At 63.6% G+C, this 19,530-nt stretch carries 16 protein-coding genes; 5 read left to right on the top strand and 11 right to left on the bottom strand.

Annotated features, from left to right (window positions below):
* Positions 1 to 9: 9 nt before the first annotated feature.
* The gene (locus tag O1W68_RS03995; protein ID WP_269301570.1) at positions 10 to 1,134 is read right to left on the bottom strand and encodes a DUF3068 domain-containing protein; all 1,125 of its coding nucleotides are present in this window, start codon (positions 1,132 to 1,134) and stop codon (positions 10 to 12) included.
* Between the two features lie 206 nt (positions 1,135 to 1,340).
* On the opposite strand from O1W68_RS03995, the gene O1W68_RS03990 reads away from it, so the two are divergent.
* Positions 1,341 to 2,471, top strand: a complete 1,131-nt coding sequence (locus O1W68_RS03990) for an acyltransferase family protein (RefSeq protein WP_269301569.1) — start codon at positions 1,341 to 1,343, stop codon at positions 2,469 to 2,471.
* Here the strand turns inward: O1W68_RS03990 and O1W68_RS03985 are convergent.
* From O1W68_RS03985 to O1W68_RS03975, 3 genes are all read right to left on the bottom strand, one after another.
* Entirely contained in the window at positions 2,452 to 6,744 is a 4,293-nt protein-coding gene (locus O1W68_RS03985) for a DUF3367 domain-containing protein (protein ID WP_269301568.1), read from the bottom strand. The genes O1W68_RS03990 and O1W68_RS03985 overlap by 20 nt on opposite strands.
* Positions 6,725 to 6,895 carry a DUF2613 domain-containing protein gene (locus O1W68_RS03980; protein ID WP_084347479.1) on the bottom strand — a complete coding sequence of 57 codons (171 nt, stop codon included), beginning with the start codon at positions 6,893 to 6,895 and terminating at the stop codon, positions 6,725 to 6,727. The genes O1W68_RS03985 and O1W68_RS03980 overlap by 20 nt, the downstream gene beginning before the upstream one ends.
* Before the next feature lie 102 nt (positions 6,896 to 6,997).
* Positions 6,998 to 7,465 carry a universal stress protein gene (locus O1W68_RS03975; protein ID WP_269301787.1) on the bottom strand — a complete coding sequence of 156 codons (468 nt, stop codon included), beginning with the start codon at positions 7,463 to 7,465 and terminating at the stop codon, positions 6,998 to 7,000.
* Positions 7,466 to 7,559: 94 nt separating this feature from the next.
* Here O1W68_RS03975 and O1W68_RS03970 point away from each other — a divergent pair, with 94 nt between their 5' ends.
* A complete protein-coding gene (locus tag O1W68_RS03970) occupies positions 7,560 to 8,729 on the top strand; it encodes a glycoside hydrolase family 3 N-terminal domain-containing protein (protein ID WP_442972282.1) in 1,170 nt (389 codons plus the stop codon).
* Positions 8,730 to 8,829: 100 nt separating this feature from the next.
* Positions 8,830 to 9,435 carry a TetR/AcrR family transcriptional regulator gene (locus O1W68_RS03965; protein WP_269301566.1) on the top strand — a complete coding sequence of 202 codons (606 nt, stop codon included), beginning with the start codon at positions 8,830 to 8,832 and terminating at the stop codon, positions 9,433 to 9,435.
* Positions 9,436 to 9,493: 58 nt separating this feature from the next.
* Here the strand turns inward: O1W68_RS03965 and O1W68_RS03960 are convergent, their stop codons facing one another.
* Positions 9,494 to 10,351, bottom strand: a complete 858-nt coding sequence (locus O1W68_RS03960) for a MaoC/PaaZ C-terminal domain-containing protein (protein WP_269301565.1) — start codon at positions 10,349 to 10,351, stop codon at positions 9,494 to 9,496.
* Positions 10,348 to 11,694: a 3-oxoacyl-ACP reductase gene (locus tag O1W68_RS03955; RefSeq protein WP_269301564.1), complete on the bottom strand. Its 1,347-nt coding sequence runs from the start codon at positions 11,692 to 11,694 to the stop codon at positions 10,348 to 10,350. The genes O1W68_RS03960 and O1W68_RS03955 overlap by 4 nt, the downstream gene beginning before the upstream one ends.
* A gap of 165 nt (positions 11,695 to 11,859) precedes the next feature.
* On the opposite strand from O1W68_RS03955, the gene O1W68_RS03950 reads away from it, so the two are divergent.
* Positions 11,860 to 13,158, top strand: a complete 1,299-nt coding sequence (locus O1W68_RS03950; protein WP_269301563.1) for an acetyl-CoA C-acetyltransferase — start codon at positions 11,860 to 11,862, stop codon at positions 13,156 to 13,158.
* Between the two features lie 93 nt (positions 13,159 to 13,251).
* Here the strand turns inward: O1W68_RS03950 and O1W68_RS03945 are convergent, their stop codons facing one another.
* Genes O1W68_RS03945 through O1W68_RS03925 form a run of 5 tightly spaced genes read right to left on the bottom strand, consistent with a single transcriptional unit; the run spans position 13,252 to position 18,040 of the window.
* Complete coding sequence (locus O1W68_RS03945; protein WP_269301562.1) at positions 13,252 to 14,571, bottom strand: ABC transporter substrate-binding protein; 1,320 nt, start codon at positions 14,569 to 14,571, stop codon at positions 13,252 to 13,254.
* Positions 14,568 to 15,656 carry a branched-chain amino acid ABC transporter permease gene (locus tag O1W68_RS03940; protein WP_269301561.1) on the bottom strand — a complete coding sequence of 363 codons (1,089 nt, stop codon included), beginning with the start codon at positions 15,654 to 15,656 and terminating at the stop codon, positions 14,568 to 14,570. The genes O1W68_RS03945 and O1W68_RS03940 overlap by 4 nt, the downstream gene beginning before the upstream one ends.
* 1 nt (position 15,657) lies before the next feature.
* The gene (locus O1W68_RS03935; protein WP_269301560.1) at positions 15,658 to 16,536 is read right to left on the bottom strand and encodes a branched-chain amino acid ABC transporter permease; all 879 of its coding nucleotides are present in this window, start codon (positions 16,534 to 16,536) and stop codon (positions 15,658 to 15,660) included.
* Between the two features lie 24 nt (positions 16,537 to 16,560).
* Positions 16,561 to 17,283, bottom strand: coding sequence for an ABC transporter ATP-binding protein (locus O1W68_RS03930; RefSeq protein ID WP_269301559.1), 723 nt, complete (start codon positions 17,281 to 17,283; stop codon positions 16,561 to 16,563).
* Complete coding sequence (locus O1W68_RS03925) at positions 17,273 to 18,040, bottom strand: ABC transporter ATP-binding protein (protein WP_269301558.1); 768 nt, start codon at positions 18,038 to 18,040, stop codon at positions 17,273 to 17,275. The genes O1W68_RS03930 and O1W68_RS03925 overlap by 11 nt, the downstream gene beginning before the upstream one ends.
* A 185-nt stretch (positions 18,041 to 18,225) precedes the next feature.
* On the opposite strand from O1W68_RS03925, the gene O1W68_RS03920 reads away from it, so the two are divergent.
* Positions 18,226 to 19,497 (top strand): PucR family transcriptional regulator, encoded by a 1,272-nt coding sequence (locus O1W68_RS03920; protein ID WP_269301557.1) that lies wholly within the window; start codon positions 18,226 to 18,228, stop codon positions 19,495 to 19,497.
* Positions 19,498 to 19,530: the final 33 nt, after the last annotated feature.

Here is a 19,530-nt window from a genome sequence, read left to right as displayed (position 1 = left end):
TGAAAGCTTTTACTCTTTCGAGAGGTTGGTGCGCGGGATGACCTCGGTCTGATCCGTCGTCCAGTCACGATTGCGGGGCTCGGTGGGAGCGGCGCCGCCACCGTCGGTGTGCTGCGGCCCACCGGTGCGTGCAGGCTGACGCGGTCCGCCGTTACGGAGTCCGAGGAGGATGCCGGCGATCAGTGCGATGACACCGAGGATGCCGAGAACGATCGGGACTGTGCGTCCGACCAACGAGAGCTGGTCCATGCCGTCCTTGGCCTGCTGGATCTGGTATTCGACGGTGTTCTCGTCGAACTCGATCGGTGCCTTCAGAACCTCGACCTCGGCGGTGCCTGCAGTGCGCGAGTAGTACTGGTGAATATCCTCGCCGCCCTTGACGACAACGCCGGTTTCGGGCTCGACGTACAGGGTTCGGGTGTTCTCGTACCAGCGAGTCATCGTGACCGGTGCGTCTCCACCTTCGACGCCCCAGGTGGCGGCAGGCAGGGTGAGCTTGTTGGTGGGGAGGTTCACTACCGACGACAAGTCGACGGGGCCGACCTGCTGCTCGAACTTGTAGACCGTGGTGCCGTTGATCTCGGTCTCTTCGACGAAGTCGATGTCCTTCGATTCACGGGCATTGACGTCGAAGTACGGGTAGCTCTTCTGTTCGGTGTTGAACGGGAACTTGTACTGCAGGCCGGTGTGCGGCACTTCCTCGGCAGGCTTGTCGGACTGCAGCTGGATGGTGCCGACCGGGTTCTCGACGGGCATCGAACTGACGCGGTCGAGTGTCACGCGGTCGACGCTCGCGGTGAGCAGGCCGCTCTCGCCCTGCTTGTCGCTGCGGATCAGAGTCTGTCCGGCCTGCACCGTGATCTCGTCTGCGCCCGAAGGATCCTCGACGGTGACGAAGCGCTGCGATACCAACGGAACGTTCTGGTCGACGACGGCGCGACCCGCTGTCAGTGACGCAGAATTGAGTACGCTGCCAGTTCCGGTCGAGATCGTGGTGACCTCTAGGTCCAGTGGCGTCTTTTCCAGATGTGACACCGTGTACGTCGGAATCAGTATGGCCGCTACCAACAGGAAAGCGCCCAAACCGATGAGTACAAGGGCAACGATCCGGCTCGGCCCTGAGCGCTCCGCCATGTGAGAATCTCCTTAGTCGTTTTCTCGGCGTGCCATTTTCCACCCCCGACAGATCGAGGTGCGTAATTCCCCCCGACCTGGAGTGTCCGATTGGACCGCCACGTCGGTGGTGAGAGTAACAGTGATGCGACATTGCGGGCGCGGGCACGCCCGATGACGGTCGACTTTCGCGCTCTTGTCACCTGGAATGATTCACTGGTCCGATCATGAGCACATCGACCGAGACCCTCTCGCGAGCCGTCGTGCCGCTGCGCGGGTTCATCCCTTCGCTCGAGGGGATGCGCGCGTTTGCGGCCATCGGCATCATCGTCACGCACGTGGCGTTCCAGACCGGTGCTGCGAGTTCGCCCGTCATGGGGCGTATCTGGGGCCGGTTCGATCTCACGGTCGCCATATTCTTCGCCCTGTCAGGATTCCTGCTGTGGCGTCCACATGCCGCGCAGGCACGTGGGATCGGTCGTGCACAGTCTGCGGGCCGGTATTTCCACTCTCGTGTCCTTCGTATCGTGCCCGCGTACTGGGTAGTGGTGGTGCTCGTGCTGCTCTTTCTCCCCGGTGCAGGCGGTGACTACCGCGTCTGGTTGGCCAACTTGTCGCTGACGCAGGTATTCGTGCCTCTTACGTTGACCGAGGGCATGACGCAGATGTGGAGTCTGTCGGTAGAAGTGGCGTTCTATCTGCTGCTGCCGCTTGCTGCCTTCGCGATGGTGAAACTGAGGGGTTCGGCGGCGCATCTTCGGATTCCGGTGCTTGCCGTGGTCTCGGCGATCAGTCTGAGTTGGGCATTTCTGCCGATCGTGGCAGCCCCGAACACCCATCACGACAACTGGCTTCCCGGTTACATCCCGTGGTTCGCGGCGGGCATGGTGCTCGCCGAGATTTCCGTCGGACCCATCACCTGGGTGCACCGACTGTGCTCGCACCGGCGCATCGTCGGTGCTATTGCTGTGCTCGCCTTCGCATTGTCCGCGACGCCGCTCGCCGGACCCCAGGGCCTCGTTCGGCCCGAGCCGTGGCAGTACGAAGTCAAGATCGTGCTCGGCTCGGTACTCGCATTCGCACTGTTGGCCCCACTCGTGCTCGCCGACGACCACCGGCACCACCGCGTGCTGGAGCATCCGGTGATGTTGGCGTTGGGCCGATGGTCCTACGGCATCTTCATCTGGCATCTGGCGGTGCTCGCCATGGTGTTCCCGGTCTTCGGCGTCGCGCCGTTCCAGGGCCATTTCTGGCTCGTCCTGTGCGTGACGGTGGCCTTGTCGATTCCCGTCGCGGCCGCGAGCTATGCGCTGGTGGAGGATCCGATGCGCAGGCGGTTCAGTCGTTCTCGGCAGTGACGGCCACGGCGAGCGCGAGTACGGCGACAAGGGCGGCGAACTGCACCAGATAGGCGTGCCCGATATAACCCTCCGGGGATCGCCACGGCCCGCGTGAAAGCAGTGCCATGGCGATCGACGTACCGATGCCCGCGGTGGACACCAGCACCCGAGCTGCGACGGTGGTGCCGTACCGCCGTTGGAGTACCACGGTGCCGACCCAGAGGGCCACGGCCACGACGGCTCCGGTGATGCCGGCGATGACGATCGCGGCGGCGAGGAGCGCGATCACGCCTACGATCGACCGGTTCCAGGGCCGCGGCGGCGGACCAGTCCGGCGTGGGCCTGAGCGGAAGGCGAGCAATGCCAACGGGATCAGCAGGAGTAGTCCGCCGAAGATGCCGAGTCGGTACCAAGTGTTGCTCGGATAGTCGAGTACGACGGTCCCGACGACACCTGCCGGGATCACCCATCCCTGCTGCCAACCGTTCACGGTGATCGGTGCCAACGCACTACCGTCGGGAGATGTTGCGTGCCAACCGGAATTGTTGCTCTCCGGTACGACTAGAAGTTGATCGGTGTCGCGGCCCGATACCTCGATTTCACGATGGTCCGACGTCCAGGCGGTCGTGTCTGCGCTGACGGGTGAAGAACTCGTCGCGCTCGTGGCGGGAACGGGCATGGTGCGCAATCGCATTCCGTCGACGAAGAATGCGGCGCCCGGATCCACGACGACATCCTGCTCGCCCGCCGGGAGGGCAATCGGGTTGAGGGCATCGGTCTCCACCGGGAATATCCCCTCGCACAGCGCCGCCTTCAGCGGTTCACCCGATCGGAAGGTATCGACGGATGCGGTCACCGATGCGCGCACGGTCTGTCCGGCGATCGAGATGATCGGGCCACGGTCACACCCGACGGTCACTATCCGATTCTCATCGAGTGCGCCGCCCAGTACCCTGCCACCGGACAGTACTTTCACCTCGGCCAGACCGGGCGGCGCCGGCAGTACGAAGCCGAGAGAGTTCTTGTCCAGCACGTCATCCCAGTCGACGATCGAGATGACGATCCGGTCTGTCACACGCGGGCTCAGCTCGACCGTGGTGGGGCCGTCGATGTCACGGACCATCGGTCCATCACCCAGGTTCACCGCGACCCTCGTCGGATGTGCGGGTAGATCACCCAGGCTGGGGGCCAGGGTGAGGCCGTCGACGAGTGTGGGTTCGGGAAGGTTCACCGTCAGGGTGGGCTGCGTACCCGCTTGCTTCTCGATGCTCTTGGTGGGCGCGGTCCACGAGGTCCTGTCGTCACCGTCGGTGACGGCGAATGCCGAGCCGTGCAGATCGCCGACGTCCGAGGCCGCGCTTGCCACCGGACGACCGGGCTGCGAGAGGAGAGATTCGAGTTCGGGGCTCTGCCTGGTTCGCAGCGTCAGCTCGGGCAATACCGCAGTGCCCATGGGAACCGACAGGGTGCGGGAGAAGCGCCCGAGTTCTTCGGGAGGCAGGGACAATCCGCTGCTACAGCGGATTCGATCCGTGGTGTCGATGCACCCGGTACGGCCGGGGAACTCCTGGCTCAATTCCCAACCCTGCACGTCGGCGTCAGCAGTGACGGGTGGAAGTACCGCACGGTGCACGATCGATATCTGCTGCGGGGCATCACGATTGGAGTAGTCATCGACGGAGAGTTCGCTGATCCCGAACTGGCTTCCGCTGGTGCCGTCCACCGTCGACTTGGCGGTGATGCGCACCCACGGCGCCGAACCACCGGGCAGTGACACCGTCAGCGGCTCTCCGGGCTTGTCGATTCGCGCCGCGGTACTGCCGTTGGGAGTGGTGATCTCGAGCCACTTGACCGGATCCCCGATCGTCCCCGGACTGGTGCGCAGATGCAGCAATCCTTGGTTGACCGGAGCGTCGAAGTCGAGTTGAAGCCATTGTCCCAGTGCGTTTTCGATGCCGTTGGATACCCAGCTCGTCGCCAGATCGCCGTCGACGACTGCCGCGACGCCGCTGCCTGGGGCCGTTCCGCCGATTTGCGTCGAATCCGATGCCGAACTCGATGCGGTGATGCGAGCGCCCTCCCACTCGCCGTCGACCGTAGCGGCGCCGTACACCGGATAGTCGGGCACGGCATTGAGTGATCTTCGTGGTTCCTCGCTCGAACGCAGCGCGGAGCTGTGGTAATCGACCTGACCGTAGTCGGTCTCCCGATTCATCGGAGTGTCGGTCACCGTGACCTTGTCCACCGGTATCCCAGCCGCCACCGCGTCCGAGGCCAGGATGAGAGGTCCCGCGGGCACAGGGTCCGACACACCGTTTCGGCGCTGCTCGTTCAGACGCGCTATCGACTCCGGCCCGCCCTGCACGAAGGGAACGCGATCCAAGTCGACCGTGTACGGCCCGGATGCCGGTATGGCGGTTGGGTTTTCGACCTCGTAAATTTCGACGGCAGGGTACGGCGGCCGCAGATCACCGTCGATGGTGATGCCGTCCACGGTGCCCGGGGCGATGTCCTCACCGAACTGGGCGACACGAGTCAGGCCCGGTGAGCCGTCGAGAGCGCTGTGGACCTGCACCGGCCGCGTGGAGCGCGACGTCTCCGGATCGAGATCGTTTCGCACCACCACGTAGCTGATCCCCTGGCCCAGAAGGGTATCGGCAAGCCCGGCGGATGGACGGCCGTCCGCGATGAGTCGCTGCACGGAATCGAGTGCGCGGATAGCTCCGGGCGGAGTCAGCGGGACTGCGTCGCGCACAGCCCATGGCGTCGTGGCAAGGGCTTGGAGTGGTTCGTCGCGAGTCAGGCCCCACGTCTGGAGGGCGAACGGTGCACCGGGGACGACGAGGGCGCGCTGAGCGTCCGCTCCGTCGGGGGAGGAGCCCGACGCGTGGTCGGTGAGCCAGTCGGCCGCGTCGTGCCAGTATTCGGGGATGGCTTCGTAGGCGCCGCGGGGCGCGAGTTTGCCGGTCCAGGCGAGTGAGGTGGAGAAGGTCAAACCGACCAGCACCAGCCCGGCGACGGCCACCATCTTGTCGCGTTCGGGATGGGCTATTGCCTGTCGCCATCGGGCGGCAGGTACCGATCCGGGGAGGGGCACCCTGGAGAGGAGATGAGCGAGCCCGAGCACCAACGGTATTCGGATGAGGGGCTCGAGCTTGTGCACGTTGCGCAGTGGGGCGCCTGCGGTGTCGAGGAACAGGCGCACGTTATCGGCGAAGGGGGAACTCAGATCGCCGACGTAGCCGGCCGTGAGCCCTACTATGCCGACCAGCAGTACCACTGTCAGGCGCCCACGGGCCGGCATCGTGCGCATCGCGAGGCCGGCCATTCCGGCAGCCGCGATGACGCCGGTCGCGATGACCGCGGCCGGTTGGGTGACCAGGATGGCGCCCGCCACGCGCTCCGGGGAGACGAACGGTGTCCAACTGCTGGTACCGCGGAGGATCTCGGCGAGCGAGGCCCACTGCGTCGTGGTTCCGGAGGATTCGATGTAGTCGAGGAATGGTGGGCTCACGCGCCCGAGAAGGAGTAGCGGAACGATCCACCAGAGGGTGGCGAGGACACCGAAGCCCACCCACCAGGCGGCGAATACGGCCCACGCCCGGTTCGGTCGGTGGCACAGTAACCAGATCACCGCGACGAGGCAGGCGGCGGCCGTCGCGACGGCGTTGACGGCACCCATCGATGCGACGGCACATGCGGATTGCGCCGCAAGGCTTCGAGGTCCGCCCCACGGGCCGTTCGATCGTGTTGCGTCGGAGCCGCTTCGGCTGAAAGCGCGCACCACGGGAATCAATACCCACGGCGCCAGCATCATCGGCATCGTCTCGGACGAGATCGAGGCGAGAGTGGTGATGACGCGTGGGGACAGAGCGAATGCGAATGCGGCGATGAGCCGTGAGCTACGAGAGCCGATTCCCAGTGCTTCGGCCAATCGAATGATTCCCCAGAATCCGGCGATCAACAGCAGCGCCCACCAGATGCGCTGGGTTATCCACGGCGGAATCGCGAGAATGTCACCGAGCGCAAAGAAGGCGCCATGTGGGAAGAAGTATCCGTAGGCCTGGTTCTGCACCTGACCGAGGGACGCTTGGCTCGTCCACTGGTGTGAGGCGCGCGCAAGAAATCCCAGCGGATTCTGGGAGAGATCGTACTTAGTATCCGCGACCGTGTAGCCGGGGATCTGCAGGAACGAAACGAGAAACGCTAGAGCGGAGACCCCGAGCAGCCACTTACGTCCGAATCGCTCGGACGAGATCGTTCCAGCAGTGTCAGCGGCTGCCGTACTCAACCTGATTGAGCAACGACGAGTCGGCGTTGCCGGTGCGGTCGATCTCGGGACGAGTGTTGTCCGATGCTGCCGCAGTCACCCCGAACACGACACCGGCGCCCAATACAGCGCCGACTACTGCAGCAACAATTCCCGGGACAGCAAACTTCATCTCGGTCTCCACTTTCGTCGGCAGGCATCAATGACGGCGACTTTCCCCCGTGCGCCGCTAAAGGTATCACCCGATGGCCACGGTGCTGGGACGCACACGTGGTTACTTGCCGGGTGGAACTATCAGGACAGGCCGATGACTGTGGCGCAGCACATGATCTGCCACCGAACTCTGGAGCAACGAACGAAGGCCCGTGGTGCCGCGGGTTCCGGTGACGATGATGTCCACGTCGAGATCGTCGGCTTTCTCCACGATGGCGCTCCAGATGGCCGTCGTGCATTCGGCGCAGTGCCCCTCTACTTCGAGTCCGGCTTCACCGGCAAGGCGAATGCCCTCGTCGTTGATCGCTTTTGCGTCGGTCAGTGCCACGTCCTCGGTTTCGTCGTCGGCGACCCACTCGGGTTGCATGACGCCGGAAAGTCCGGACATGCGCGCCGCTTGCCGAACCATCGGCTCCCACGCGGTGACGACGATGGCACGCTTCGTCGTCAGAAATCGGCCGGCGTACTCGATGGCTCGTTTGGCGTTGTCCGAGCCGTCGTAGGCGATGAGTATCAGATCTGCAGGCATCGGTCTCCTCCTGGTGAGCTTGTGGTCGAAGGCTATCGCGTCGAGGTCGCCGATCGCGGCGCTACGGCCACCTCGGCTACCGTTGAGAACCATGATGAAGTTCCGCTCGCCCGTGCCCATCGCTGTGTTGGTGCTGGGTGTCGGTTTCACCGCCGGTTGCGGAACCGCAGCGGAACCGGAGCCCATAGCAGCACCGTCCGTCACGTCGGCCGCGACGTCGGCGGAGGCCACGACGGAAGCTACGGCGCCCCCGCCGCCGCTTGATCCTTGCGCGGCGTTCGTCGGCTCCTTGACCGAGCGGCAGCGTCTCGCGCAACTACTGACGGTCGGCGTCACCGGTACCGACGACGCGGTGAACATCGTGGCGACGGAACAGGTCGGCGGCATCTTCATCGGTAGCTGGACGGATTCGCAGACGCTGGCGAACCGCGAGGTGCCCCGGATCGCTGCGGCCGCTGCCGTGCCGCCGATGGTGACCATCGACGAAGAAGGAGGTCGAGTCTCACGGGTCGAGGATCTGTTGGGAAGCGATCCGTCCGCACGCGAGACTGCCCGCGCGATGTCGGTGGACGAGACCTATCGCATGGCGCTCGAACGGGGGCGTGGTCTGAAGGACCTCGGCGTCACCGTCGATTACGCACCGGTGGTCGATGTCAGTAGTCAGCCGGACGACTCGGTGATCGGAGATCGGTCGTATTCTTCCGATCCGAACGAGGTGATCGCGTATGCGGGCGCTTACGCTCAGGGCCTCCGTGATGCCGGAGTTTCGCCTGTCCTCAAGCACTTTCCCGGGCATGGGTCCGGTTCCGGCGATTCGCACACCGGCGAAGTGACGACGCCTCCGCTCGATCAGCTGCGGCAGTCCGATCTCCTTCCGTACACGGCACTCTCGCAGACCGGCGTCGGCATCATGGTCGGCCATCTGGATGTGCCGGGGCTGACCGATCCTGGTGTGCCTGCAAGTATCAGCCCCGCAGCGATGGCACTGCTACGCGACGGTGTCGGTTACGGTGCGAGCCCGTTCACCGGGCCGATTTTCACCGACGATCTTTCCGGCATGGCTGCGATCACCGACCGGCTCGGTATCGTGGCGGCCGTCGAGGCGGCACTGGTCGCGGGCGCAGATATCGCGCTGTGGCTGACCACTGACGACGTGCCTCAGGTTCTGGACAATCTGGAGAATGCGGTTGCCACGGGAAGATTGCCTGCACCGCAGGTCGACGCGTCTGCAGCCACAGTCGCACGGTTCAAGGGCGCCTGCTAGCTTGACGACAGAAGCGACGCAGCCATTCTTACCGAGGAGTAAGATCAGTGGTTCTACCTTTGTTTGTTCGACCCTGCTTCGACCTTGGTTTGGAGGACACATGGCTGGCGGCACCAAGCGATTGCCCCGCGCCGTCCGTGAGCAGCAGATGCTCGATGCGGCAGTGGATGTGTTCTCCGAAAACGGCTTCCATGAAACATCGATGGATGCGATTGCAAAGAGGGCATCGATTTCGAAGCCCATGCTCTACCTCTACTACGGGTCGAAAGACGAACTGTTCGCCGCGTGTATCCATCGCGAAGGCGTCAAATTCGTCGAGGCGATGACTCCGGCCGCAGATCCGACGCTGACACCGCGCGAGCAACTGCGTCGCGCATTGCTCGGGTTTCTCGGTTTCGTCGGTGATCACCGGAAGTCCTGGATGGTGCTCTACCGGCAGGCGATCGGTCAGACTGCTTTCGCCTCGCAGGTGCAGACCAGTCGCGATCGACTCATCGAGCTGACGGCGGGTCTGCTGGAGATGAGCACGAAGGATCCGGACGAGGGTCAGAACTACACGCTGATGGCCGTGGCTTTGGTGGGCGCGGGTGAGGCAGTGGCCGATCGTGTCGCCGGCGGTGAGATCGAGGTCGACGCGGCTGCCGATCTGCTCGAGAACCTGGCGTGGCGAGGTCTGGCAGGTAAGAAGTCCGCAACCAACGCATAAGACTTGTGCTCGTGCACGAAACAGCCCCTACGTTCGGCTCACGTAGGGGCTGACTCGGCTACCGCAGCGTCGCGGTGAGGTGCGGGTACCCCTTCTTGGGGTTCAGTAACGACAGATCCCAGCCTGTACCGACGGACTCGGCATACAGGTTCACGGTTGCAGGCAGCACGATCGGCTTGCCGAATCGCACGCTGTAGGTGACGTTCTCGGGAATTCGGCCCTCGATGATCTGCAATGCTGCAGCCGCGCTCCACATTCCATGCGCGATGGTCTTCGGAAAGCCGAATGCCTTTGCGCCGAGCGTGGATACGTGGATCGGATTGCGATCACCCGATATCGACGCATACTTGCTGATCGTCTTCTGATCGACTCGAAGGGTCCGCGTCGGGGGCGGTGGTACCTCGTCGGCAGGCGGGGCTTCGCGGAGTTCGCCGGACAGTGAGGTCTTCTGCAAGCTCAGGAAGCTCGAGGTCTGCCTCCAGACGAGTTCGCGACCGACGCTTACTTCGCTGATCAGATCGACCAGCAGACCCTTGCGGTGCTCGCGCAGGTTCTCCGCGTGCACTCGAACGTCCAGTGGCTCCGAGACGGAGATCGGCCGGAACGACTCGATCACGTTCTCCGCATGCACAGAACCGATCGCCGCGAACGGAAAGCCCTTGGACACCATCAATTTCATGACCGTCGGGAAGACGAGCGTGAACGGATACGTGATGGGCAGGATGTCACCGAAGCGTAAACCGGTGGCCTTGCAGTAACCGGCGAGATTGTCGGGATCGACCCTCAGTCCACGGAGCTCGAACTGGGTGGACGGCACCGAAGACGACTTCGACCCGAGGAACGGCAGCGCACCACGTGCGGCCGCGGTGTAGATTTCCGAAATCTTGGGCTGCTCCGAGAGCTCGACGACGCTCATGCGCCGAGGAGGCTCTGACCGCAGACGCGGACGATCTGCCCAGTGACGGCGTTCGACGCGGGAGAAGCGAAGTACGACACCAGTTCTGCGACGTCGACGGTCTGCCCGCCCTGCATGAGCGAGCTCATGCGTCGCCCGGCCTCGCGGGTGGCGAAGGGAATGGCGGCGGTCATCGCGGTCTCGATGAATCCGGGTGCGACGGCATTGATGGTGATCGACTTGGCGGCGAGAACGGGGGCCGAAGCCTGGACGAGGCCGATGACGCCTGCCTTGGACGTGCCGTAGTTGGTCTGGCCGCGGTTACCAGCGATGCCTGCGATGGAGGACACGTCGATAACGCGTCCGCCTTCCTTGAGTGCGCCGACCTTCACCAGGTGATCGGTGATGCGCTGTGGCGCAGCCAGGTTCACGCCGATGACAGAGTTCCAGCGACTCTCGTCCATGTTGGCGAGCGTCTTGTCGCGGGTGATGCCGGCGTTGTGAACGATGATGTCGGCGCCGCCGTGACGCTCGAGGAGGTGCTTGGCGAGCACCTCGGCGGCGTCGGGTGCGGTGACGTCGAGTGCCAGCGAGGTGCCGCCGACCTTGTTGGCGGTCTCGGACAATGCCTCACCGGCGGCGGGGATGTCTGCTGCGATGACGTGTGCGCCGTCGCGCGCCAGCACCTCGGCGATGGTGGCACCGATGCCGCGTGCCGCGCCGGTGACTACTGCGACCTTGCCGGCCAGCGGCTTGTCCCAGGATGCGGGTGCGGTGGAATCGGCGTCGCCGACGACGATGACCTGGCCGTCGACGAAGGCCGACTTGGCGGACAGCAGGAAGCGCAGGGTGGATTCGAGTCCGGAAAGCCCGGTCGATGCGTCGGGGGAGATGTAGACCAGCTGAGCCGTCGCGCCGCGTTTGACCTCTTTGCCGACGCTGCGGGTGAAGCCTTCGAGGGCGCGCTGGGCGATGTGCTCGTCGACGTTTGCCGTCTTGTCCGGTGTCGTACCGATGACTACGACGCGTGCGGAGGGCGCGAGGTTGCGGATGACGGGCTGGAAGAACTGGAAGAGCTGCTCGAGCTCGGCGACGTTGCCGATGCCGGTGGCGTCGAAGACCAGTGCGCCGTACTTGGCGTCGTTCACCTGTGACTGCGGGTAGTCGGAGAGGAGTTCGCGCAGTGGCTCGACGAGTCGGCCGTTGCCGCCGATGAGGACGGGTCCTGCCAGGGGCGGTTCGCCTGCCTTGTACCGACGCAGCTTTTCGGGCTGCGGCAGACCTGCCTGCTTGGCGATGAATGCTCCAGGCGCGGACGCCAAGAACGTTGAGTAGAGGTCTGGGGCTCCCTTGGTGGCTGCCACTTGTCCTACCTTTCACTTGGCGTCTTCGTAGTCCCGCGTGCACGCTCGATGGTGGGCGCACGCACGGGCGCGAAGCGCACGACCGGGTGTCGACAACCAACTTACTCGTCAGTAAGATGAAACTCCACCAAGGCCTTTTTCTTACCGGATGTTGGGAGACCCCAAGTGACAAGCAAGCAACTACGACCGGTCGCAATCGTGGGTGGTAACCGCATTCCGTTCGCTCGCTCGGACAAGAAGTATGCGCGCGCGTCCAACCAGGACATGCTCACCGCAACTATCGACGGCCTGGTCAGCAGGTTCAATCTGCAAGGGGAGTGTCTCGGTCTCGTCGCTGCGGGCGCGGTACTCAAGCACAGCCGGGATTTCAATCTCACCCGCGAAACCGTTCTCGGTAGCGCGTTGAGTCCGTATACCCCCGCCTACGACCTGCAGCAGGCATGCGGGACGGGTCTGCAGACCGTCGTGGCCGTCGGTGATGCCATCGCGGCCGGGCGCATCGATTCCGGTATCGGCGGCGGTGTCGACACCACTTCTGATGCACCCATCGCAGTCGGCGACGACCTGCGCGAGTTCTTGCTTTCGCTCAACCGCGCGAAGTCGGCCACCGATCGACTCAAACTGCTCGGCAATGTTCGACCGTCCATGCTGGGGATCGAGATTCCACGCAACGGAGAGCCGCGTACCGGCATGTCCATGGGCGACCATGCGGCAATCACGGCGAAAGAGTTCGGCATCCGCCGCGAGGACCAGGACGAACTGGCTGCCGCGAGCCACCAGAACATGGCTGCCGCCTACGACCGTGGCTTCTTCGACGACCTGGTGACGCCGTTCCTCGGCCTCACCCGCGATGACAACCTGCGGCCGGGATCGACCGTGGAGAAGCTCTCGACGCTGAAGCCGGTCTTCGGGACCAAGCTGGGCGACGCGACCATGACGGCCGGCAACTCGACGCCTCTCACCGATGGGGCTTCCGCGGCTTTGCTGTCGACAGACGAGTGGGCCGCCGAGCGTAACTTGCCGGTTCTCGCGCACCTGGTGGATTCGGAAACTGCCGCTGTGGACTACATCCACGGCAACGGTTCGTACACCGATGGCTTGTTGATGGCACCGACGTACGCAATTCCGCGCCTACTGGCCCGTAATGGGCTTACACTTCAGGACTTCGATTACTACGAGATTCACGAGGCGTTCGCATCCGTCGTGCTCGCGACGCTGCAGGCGTTCGAGAGCGAGGAGTATTGCAAGGAGCGTCTCGGCTTGGACGGTGCGCTCGGTTCGATCGACCGTAGCAAGCTCAACGTCAACGGTTCCTCGCTCGCGGCGGGTCACCCATTCGCTGCTACCGGTGGTCGTATCGTCGCCTCGCTGGCCAAGATGCTCGCGGAGAAGGGTTCGGGCCGTGGCTTGATCTCCATCTGTGCGGCCGGTGGCCAAGGCGTCACCGCAATCATCGAGCGCTGAACAAGCACTCGATCATCGGGGGAACGATCGGCAGATCCGTCACACGAGGGGTTGACGGATCTGCCGATTGTTATAGCAAGGCGTGAGAAAGTACTACTCCGGAATTCCACTTTCCGGTGGTGTCGACTCTTCGCCCTCGTACTCGACGACGGGTGAGTCACCGATGTCCGTCTGCATGACCGGTGTCAGGTAGTCGGGAACACCGTTCTTTATCTGATAAATGCTTGCGCCCGAGATTCCGAGATGACTGTCCTCTGAGTAGCGGAACGGTGCGAGTTGTGGTCCTTCGAAATCCATTCCGCCGGATTGGATTGCGTCGACGATGCCTTCGCGTGTCGGGTTTTCTCCGGCTGCCTGCAGTGCGGTGACGAAGGCGTAGGCCTGGCTCAGGCCGTAGACCCGATAGTTGGTCAGTGGTTCGCCGGTTCCGTTCTCGGCCCACACTTTGTTCCACAGCTTCGTCCACTCGTTGTCCTTCGAGTCGATGCCGGGGATGTATTCGAGTGAGAGTATGCCTTCGAGGGACTGGCTGCCGTCGGTGACGGCGCCTTGCGAGAAACGTCCGAGCAGTGATCCGACGAGATCGACGTCGGAGCCGATGGAGCTGTAGAACCACTCGGGGGTGTAGTTGAGCCGCATCGAGGTGAGCTGGCTCAACGCGGTGTACGACGGCACGTTGAAGCCGAGAATCAGATCGGCGCCTGCGCCTTGCAATGCCGCGATCTGTGGGGCGACGTCGGTGTTGCCGGAGGTGTAGCGAACGACCTCGACTATCTGATCGTCCAGGTACTGCCGGACGGCTTCCTCGCTGTCTCGGCCGAGGTCGTCGTCCTGCAGGAACAGTCCGATCTTGGCATCGGGGCGGTTTTTCGCGACCCAGTCGCCGATGATCTTGCCCTCGACCTGATAGTCGGGCTGCCAACCGAAGGTGTTCGGGTATTTCTCGGGATCGTTGCCCCACATGATGGCGCCCGAGGATACGAAGAGGTCGGGTACGCCCTCCTCGTTGAGGAAGTCGATGACCGCGCTGTGCGTTGCGGTGCCCAGTCCACCGACGACGGCGAACACTTCGTCCTGGAGTACCAGTTCGTTGACTACTTGTGTGGTGGTGGTCGGATCGTACGAGTCGTCGCGCACCACGTACTCGATCTGGCGTCCGTTCACGCCGCCGGCGGCGTTGACATAGTCGAAGTAAGCCTTTGCACCGGTAGGGATTTCGCTGTATCCCGGGGCTGCGACACCGGTCAACGGAAAGTGGGCACCGATCTTCACCGAAGTGTCGGAGATTCCGACCGTCGATCCCTCGGTGGTCTCGGTGGTCTCGTCACGTCCGCCTGCACCACACGATGCAGCCAAGGACACGACGGCCGCGACGGCGGTGACGCGCACCGCCAGCGTTGTGGATCTTTTCATTTCTCCCCTTTTCTTTTCAGACGCCGGTTGCGGATGATGCCCATCAGCCCGGATGGCGCGAACAGGATGACCAGGACGGTGAAGACCCCGGTCACGAGCGGTGCGAGTTCTGCAGACTGCAGGCTGCTGAGGCCGGCATCGAGACCGAGGTTGGTGACCACCGGTGGTATGTAGGTCAGGAGTAGGGCGCCGATGAGGGCGCCGGACAGCGATCCGAGCCCACCGATCACGACGGCGGAGAGCAGTGTCAAGGACAGCGTCAGCGTGAACCCGCTCGGTGCTGCGATTCTCGACGCCATTGCCAGCACGGCTCCGGCGGCGCCTGCGCAGGCTGCGCTGACGACGAAGGCGAGGATTCGGGCGCGGCCCAGGTTTATGCCTGCGAGTTCGGCGGCGACTTCGTCGTCCCGTACCGCCCGCCAGCGTCGCCCGGTGCGGCTCGAAGCGACATTGGCCAACAGTACGAAGACGACCACGAGCAGTACCCAGCTGACGTAGGACACGAATTTCGTTCCGCTGAGCTCGTTTCCGGTGAGGAAGAACATCGCGTTGTCGAGCAGCGCGGGTACCTTCGGCACCGGCACCACCAGACCTTGTTCGCCGCCGAGGTATTCGGAGAAGTACAGGGCGAGGCCGGGAACTGCGACGGCGAGCGCAAGTGTCGCTCCAGCCAGATAGGGGCCGTGCAGGCGTGCGGCCGCGATGCCGACGATGACTCCGACGATGGAGGTCACTACCGTTGCGACGAGCAAGACCAGCGGGACGCTCCATCCGGAGTCCTGGGCCCGCAACATCAGCGCGGCCGTGTACGCGCCGACGGCCATGAATGCGCCGTGGCCCAGGGAGAGTTGGCCGTTGATGCCGGTCAGGATGGTGAGGCCGCCTGCAGCAATGGCGAGGTATGCCACCGAGGTCAGTTGGCTCTGCCGGAAGGTGCTGATGCTTTCCAACACGAGCACGATCACCACGAGAGCGAGTACGGCACAGAGTATGTGACGACGAACCGGGGTCGATATCACTCGGGTCCACAATGGCGGTTTCGGCGTCGGCGCAGGGGTGGGTCGATCTTTCACGGGTGCGCTCATGTCAAACCCTTCTTGCCGTGGCGTGAGCGAACAGTCCGCTCGGCTTCAACAGCAGGACGACGATCAATATCACCAGCGCTGCAGCGGATACGAGGTCTTGGCCGAGATAACCGCTGACGAGGCTGAGGCCGATTCCCATCATGAGGCCGCCGACAACGGCTCCACCGGGGGAGTCCAGTCCGCCGAGAACGGCTGCAACGAAGCCGAATACGACGATGGAATCCATGTACCCGGGGTGGACCAGTGATCCACCGGCGATGAGCAGGCCGGCCAGCGAGCCTACGACGGCGGCGAGCGCCCAGCCGAGGGTGAGCATTCTGCTGACGCGGACGCCGAGTAGTTTGGCCACTTCCTGCTCGAAGGCGCTCGCACGCATCTTGAGGCCGAGATCGGTGAAGCGGAACAGCAGTACGAGTAGTCCGAGTACGACCAGCACGGCGACGATCTTGAAGATGTCGTATCCGGTGAGCGCGATGTTCAGGTCACCGATCGTTCGCCCCGAGAGCCCGAAAGGTGCTGGAAAAGAACGGAATTGGTTGCCGAAAACGATGGCTGCCGTTGCGTGGATGATGATGAACAGTCCGAGCGTGAGAATGATCGGATTGATGTGCGAAGTCGTGTCGACGAACCGAATGACCAGGCGTTCGATCAATGCGCCCAGTATCAGCCCGCTGAGGAGCGCGACGCCGAATCCGATCCAGTACGAGTAGCCGGCGTCGATGACGACGAGAGCGACGTAGGTGGTGATCATGGCCATGGGCGCCTGCGCGAAGTTCACGATGCGCGTCGAGCGCCAGATGAGAACCAGGGCAAGAGCGAACGCGGCATAGATCATGCCGGTCGTCACCCCGTTCAGGAGGATGGTGAGCAGTTGCTGCACGTCGGTGGGGTTCCTTTCGGCTCGTCAGAATCCGAGGTAGGCGTGGCGGAGAGCGTCGTCGTCGGCCAGGGTGTCGGCGGGCCCTTCGACGGCGACCGTGCCGAGGTCGAGTACGACGGCATGCTCGGCGATCGAGAGGGCGCTGCGTGCGTTCTGCTCTACGAGAACCACTGTCATGGACTCGGTTTCGACGAGCATTCGCAGGGTCTCGAAAATTTGGGCGATCACTTTCGGTGCGAGACCCAGCGAGGGTTCGTCGAGTAGTAGAACCGTCGGGGTCGCCATGAGTGCTCGGCCGATGACGAGCATCTGACGTTCACCGCCGGACAACGTGTGTGCGGACAAAGATCGCCTCGTGTCGAGCGGCGGGAACATCGTGTAGATCCGATCCAGAGTGACCGCGTCGTGGCTTTTGTTGCGGCCCATTGCGCCGAGACGGAGGTTCTCCTCCACGGTCAGCTCGGCGATGACCCCGCGACCCTCGGGAACGTGGGCGAGTCCCTTGCGTGACATGCGATCCGGTGCAACCCCGACGAGTTCTGCGCCCGCCATCGTGATACTTCCCGAGGTGGGATGCAGCAGACCTGAGATGGCTCTGAGCAGAGTCGTCTTGCCTGCACCGTTCGCGCCGAGGACGGCGGTGACGGCGCCTGCGCGGATGGACATCGATACCGAATCGAGGGCCTTGACCGGACCGTAGTGCACGGTGAGATCGGTGATTTCCAACTGGAGTGTGTCAGTTGCCATGTGTCACTTCGTTTCCCAGATACGCGGCGAGGACGGCCGGGTCTTCGCGTACGTCTTCGGGGGTGCCCTGCGCGATGACCTTGCCGAAGTCGAGTACGACGATTCGGTCACAGACGCTCATGACGAGATCCATGTGATGTTCGACGAGCATGATCGAAGTGCTCGAGAATTCTCCGCCTGCAAGTGAGCGGATGAGTGTTGCGAGTTCGTCCATTTCGTCCGAGGACAGGCCCGATGCGGGCTCGTCGAGGAGGAGAAGGGACGGTGTGCTGACCAGAGCGCGGGCCAGAGCAACCCGTTTCCGCACCGCGTAGGGCAGGCTCGGGGGAAATCGGTGAGCGTAGGAGTCGATACGCAGTTCTTCCAGCGTGGACATGGCGGTGGCGCGCACAGCGGCATCGTCGCGCGAGCTTCGGGGTAGGCCGAGGATGCCGGAGAGAAATCCAGCGCGGGCGGTGCGGTCGGCGCCGATCATGACGTTGTCGAGAACCGTCATCCGGTCGAAGAGTCCGAGCCCTTGGAGGGTCCGGCTCATCCCCAATCCGGGCAGTTGGTGGGGGGTGAGGCGCGTGAGCGGCTTCCCGTTGCGGGTGATGGTGCCGGCCTGTGGTCGGACAAGTCCGCACGCGACGTTGAACAGGGTCGTCTTTCCTGCTCCGTTCGGGCCGATCACCCCGAGGACCTCTCCTGGCCTGACGTCGAGGCTGACGTCGGACAGGGCCACGATGCCACCGAATGTGACATCGATGGATTTCATATCGAACACTGGTTGGGGTGCTGAACTTGCAGTCAAGTGATGTACCTCACAATCGGTTGTGGGTTCACTATGGACGCTCTGCACAACGCGCGATATGGACGCAGTGCACAAAATGTTTGGGTCCGAGGACACGATCACCGGTCAATTCGCCCACATGTCTAGGCGAAGTGCGCAAAGCTGTGCCTGTGAGCGGACCGGCGGCGAGGAGCAGTTCGGGCCAGTCCGCGCGCCGCAAACTCAGTGCCTCGGATCAGGCGACGATCCAGCAAGCATGGTCGACGTTGCTGCGTCGGGCGGATTCGATCGCGGATTCGATCACGCTGGCATTGATAGAGCAGGAGCCTGCCTACCTGGCGTCCAGTGCACCGGACATTGCCGCCGAGATTCGACGCAGCACCCGCGAACACGTCCGGCAGGGTCTGCTCACGATGTCGAGACCCCGCGAGGTCTCGGACACGACCCGTGAAGTGTGGCGTCGGACCGGCCGAGAACGGGCGCGTCAGGGGATACCGATGGAACTGGTCCTCAAGGCGTACACGCTCGGCAGTAGGACATTGTGGGAAGAGTTGATGATCGAGCGGGATCAGTATCGGTTGGTGATCGACGAAAGGCTGCTTCTCCTTGCCGGGCAACAGCTCTGGCGGGCCCTCGATGGGCAGTACGAAACACTCGTCCAGGCGTATCGACGCGAAAGCGCGCGGATGCAGCAGCGCGACATCGCCAATGTGCTCGCAATTCTCGACGGCCTCCGCAGTGGTCGTGGAGGCGATCCGGCATTCGTCCTCGAAGCCAGGGCAACTCTCGGATTGTCCGCTTCGCAAACAATCGCATGCGTCGTCGGAGTGCTCGACGATCAAGGCGAGTCGCCGTTGCCGGCGCCCGAGGACGCGCTCGACCAAATCGGTGCGGTGTCGCACTGGAACATCCGCGACGGTCATCAGTTCGCGTTGGTCGCGTTGACACGGGGGGCGCTGTCCGGCGTCGTCGAGGCGTTGGTGCCGCGGGTGGCAGGGAAGGTGGGGGTCGCGCACTCGCCCGACGGGTTGTCGTCGTTCGCAGCTGCGTATCGGCTTGCAACACTGACAGCCGAGACCGTCGAGGACGGGGAGGTGGGGGTCGCCCTGGCTACCGATCGGCTCCCACGCGTGATCATGGCGGCCGACGACCAATGCTCGGAACTGCTCGTGCGTCACGCGCTCGGGTCGTTGTCGACACACCCGGAGCCGCAGCGTGACACGCTGCTCGGCACTCTCGCGCACGTTCTCGCCAGCGATGGGTCACCGACGAACGCCGCGAAGGTGCTCTTCTGTCATCGGAACACCGTGATCTATCGAATACGGCAGATCGAGGAGCTGACCGGTCGTGTTCTCTCCGATCCTCAGAACCGGCTGCTGTTGACGTTGGCATTGGTGAAGACCGGGCACTGGGCGCGGGCAGTGGACCCCGGGCACAGGTGAGAACCCCCCGTTCATTCAACTGAATGAACACAA

Origin of the sequence: Rhodococcus sp. H36-A4, assembly GCF_027158005.1 — a bacterium.
In the GTDB taxonomy this organism is placed as follows: Bacteria; Actinomycetota; Actinomycetes; order Mycobacteriales; family Mycobacteriaceae; genus Rhodococcoides.
This window is presented reverse-complemented; position numbering and strand designations above follow the sequence as displayed.

Excerpts from the sequence above, each read along its gene's own strand:
- O1W68_RS03965 (WP_269301566.1), top strand. The coding sequence starts at position 8,830 with ATGGCTGGCGGCACCAAGCGATTGCCCCGCGCCGTCCGTGAGCAGCAG.
- O1W68_RS03980 (WP_084347479.1), bottom strand. The coding sequence starts at position 6,895 with ATGAAGTTTGCTGTCCCGGGAATTGTTGCTGCAGTAGTCGGCGCTGTA.
- O1W68_RS03930 (WP_269301559.1), bottom strand. The coding sequence starts at position 17,283 with ATGGCAACTGACACACTCCAGTTGGAAATCACCGATCTCACCGTGCAC.
- O1W68_RS03960 (WP_269301565.1), bottom strand. The coding sequence starts at position 10,351 with ATGAGCGTCGTCGAGCTCTCGGAGCAGCCCAAGATTTCGGAAATCTAC.
- O1W68_RS03990 (WP_269301569.1), top strand. The coding sequence starts at position 1,341 with ATGAGCACATCGACCGAGACCCTCTCGCGAGCCGTCGTGCCGCTGCGC.
- O1W68_RS03995 (WP_269301570.1), bottom strand. The coding sequence starts at position 1,134 with ATGGCGGAGCGCTCAGGGCCGAGCCGGATCGTTGCCCTTGTACTCATC.
- O1W68_RS03970 (WP_442972282.1), top strand. The coding sequence starts at position 7,560 with ATGAAGTTCCGCTCGCCCGTGCCCATCGCTGTGTTGGTGCTGGGTGTC.
- O1W68_RS03940 (WP_269301561.1), bottom strand. The coding sequence starts at position 15,656 with ATGAGCGCACCCGTGAAAGATCGACCCACCCCTGCGCCGACGCCGAAA.
- O1W68_RS03975 (WP_269301787.1), bottom strand. The coding sequence starts at position 7,465 with ATGCCTGCAGATCTGATACTCATCGCCTACGACGGCTCGGACAACGCC.
- O1W68_RS03925 (WP_269301558.1), bottom strand. The coding sequence starts at position 18,040 with ATGAAATCCATCGATGTCACATTCGGTGGCATCGTGGCCCTGTCCGAC.
- O1W68_RS03945 (WP_269301562.1), bottom strand. The coding sequence starts at position 14,571 with ATGAAAAGATCCACAACGCTGGCGGTGCGCGTCACCGCCGTCGCGGCC.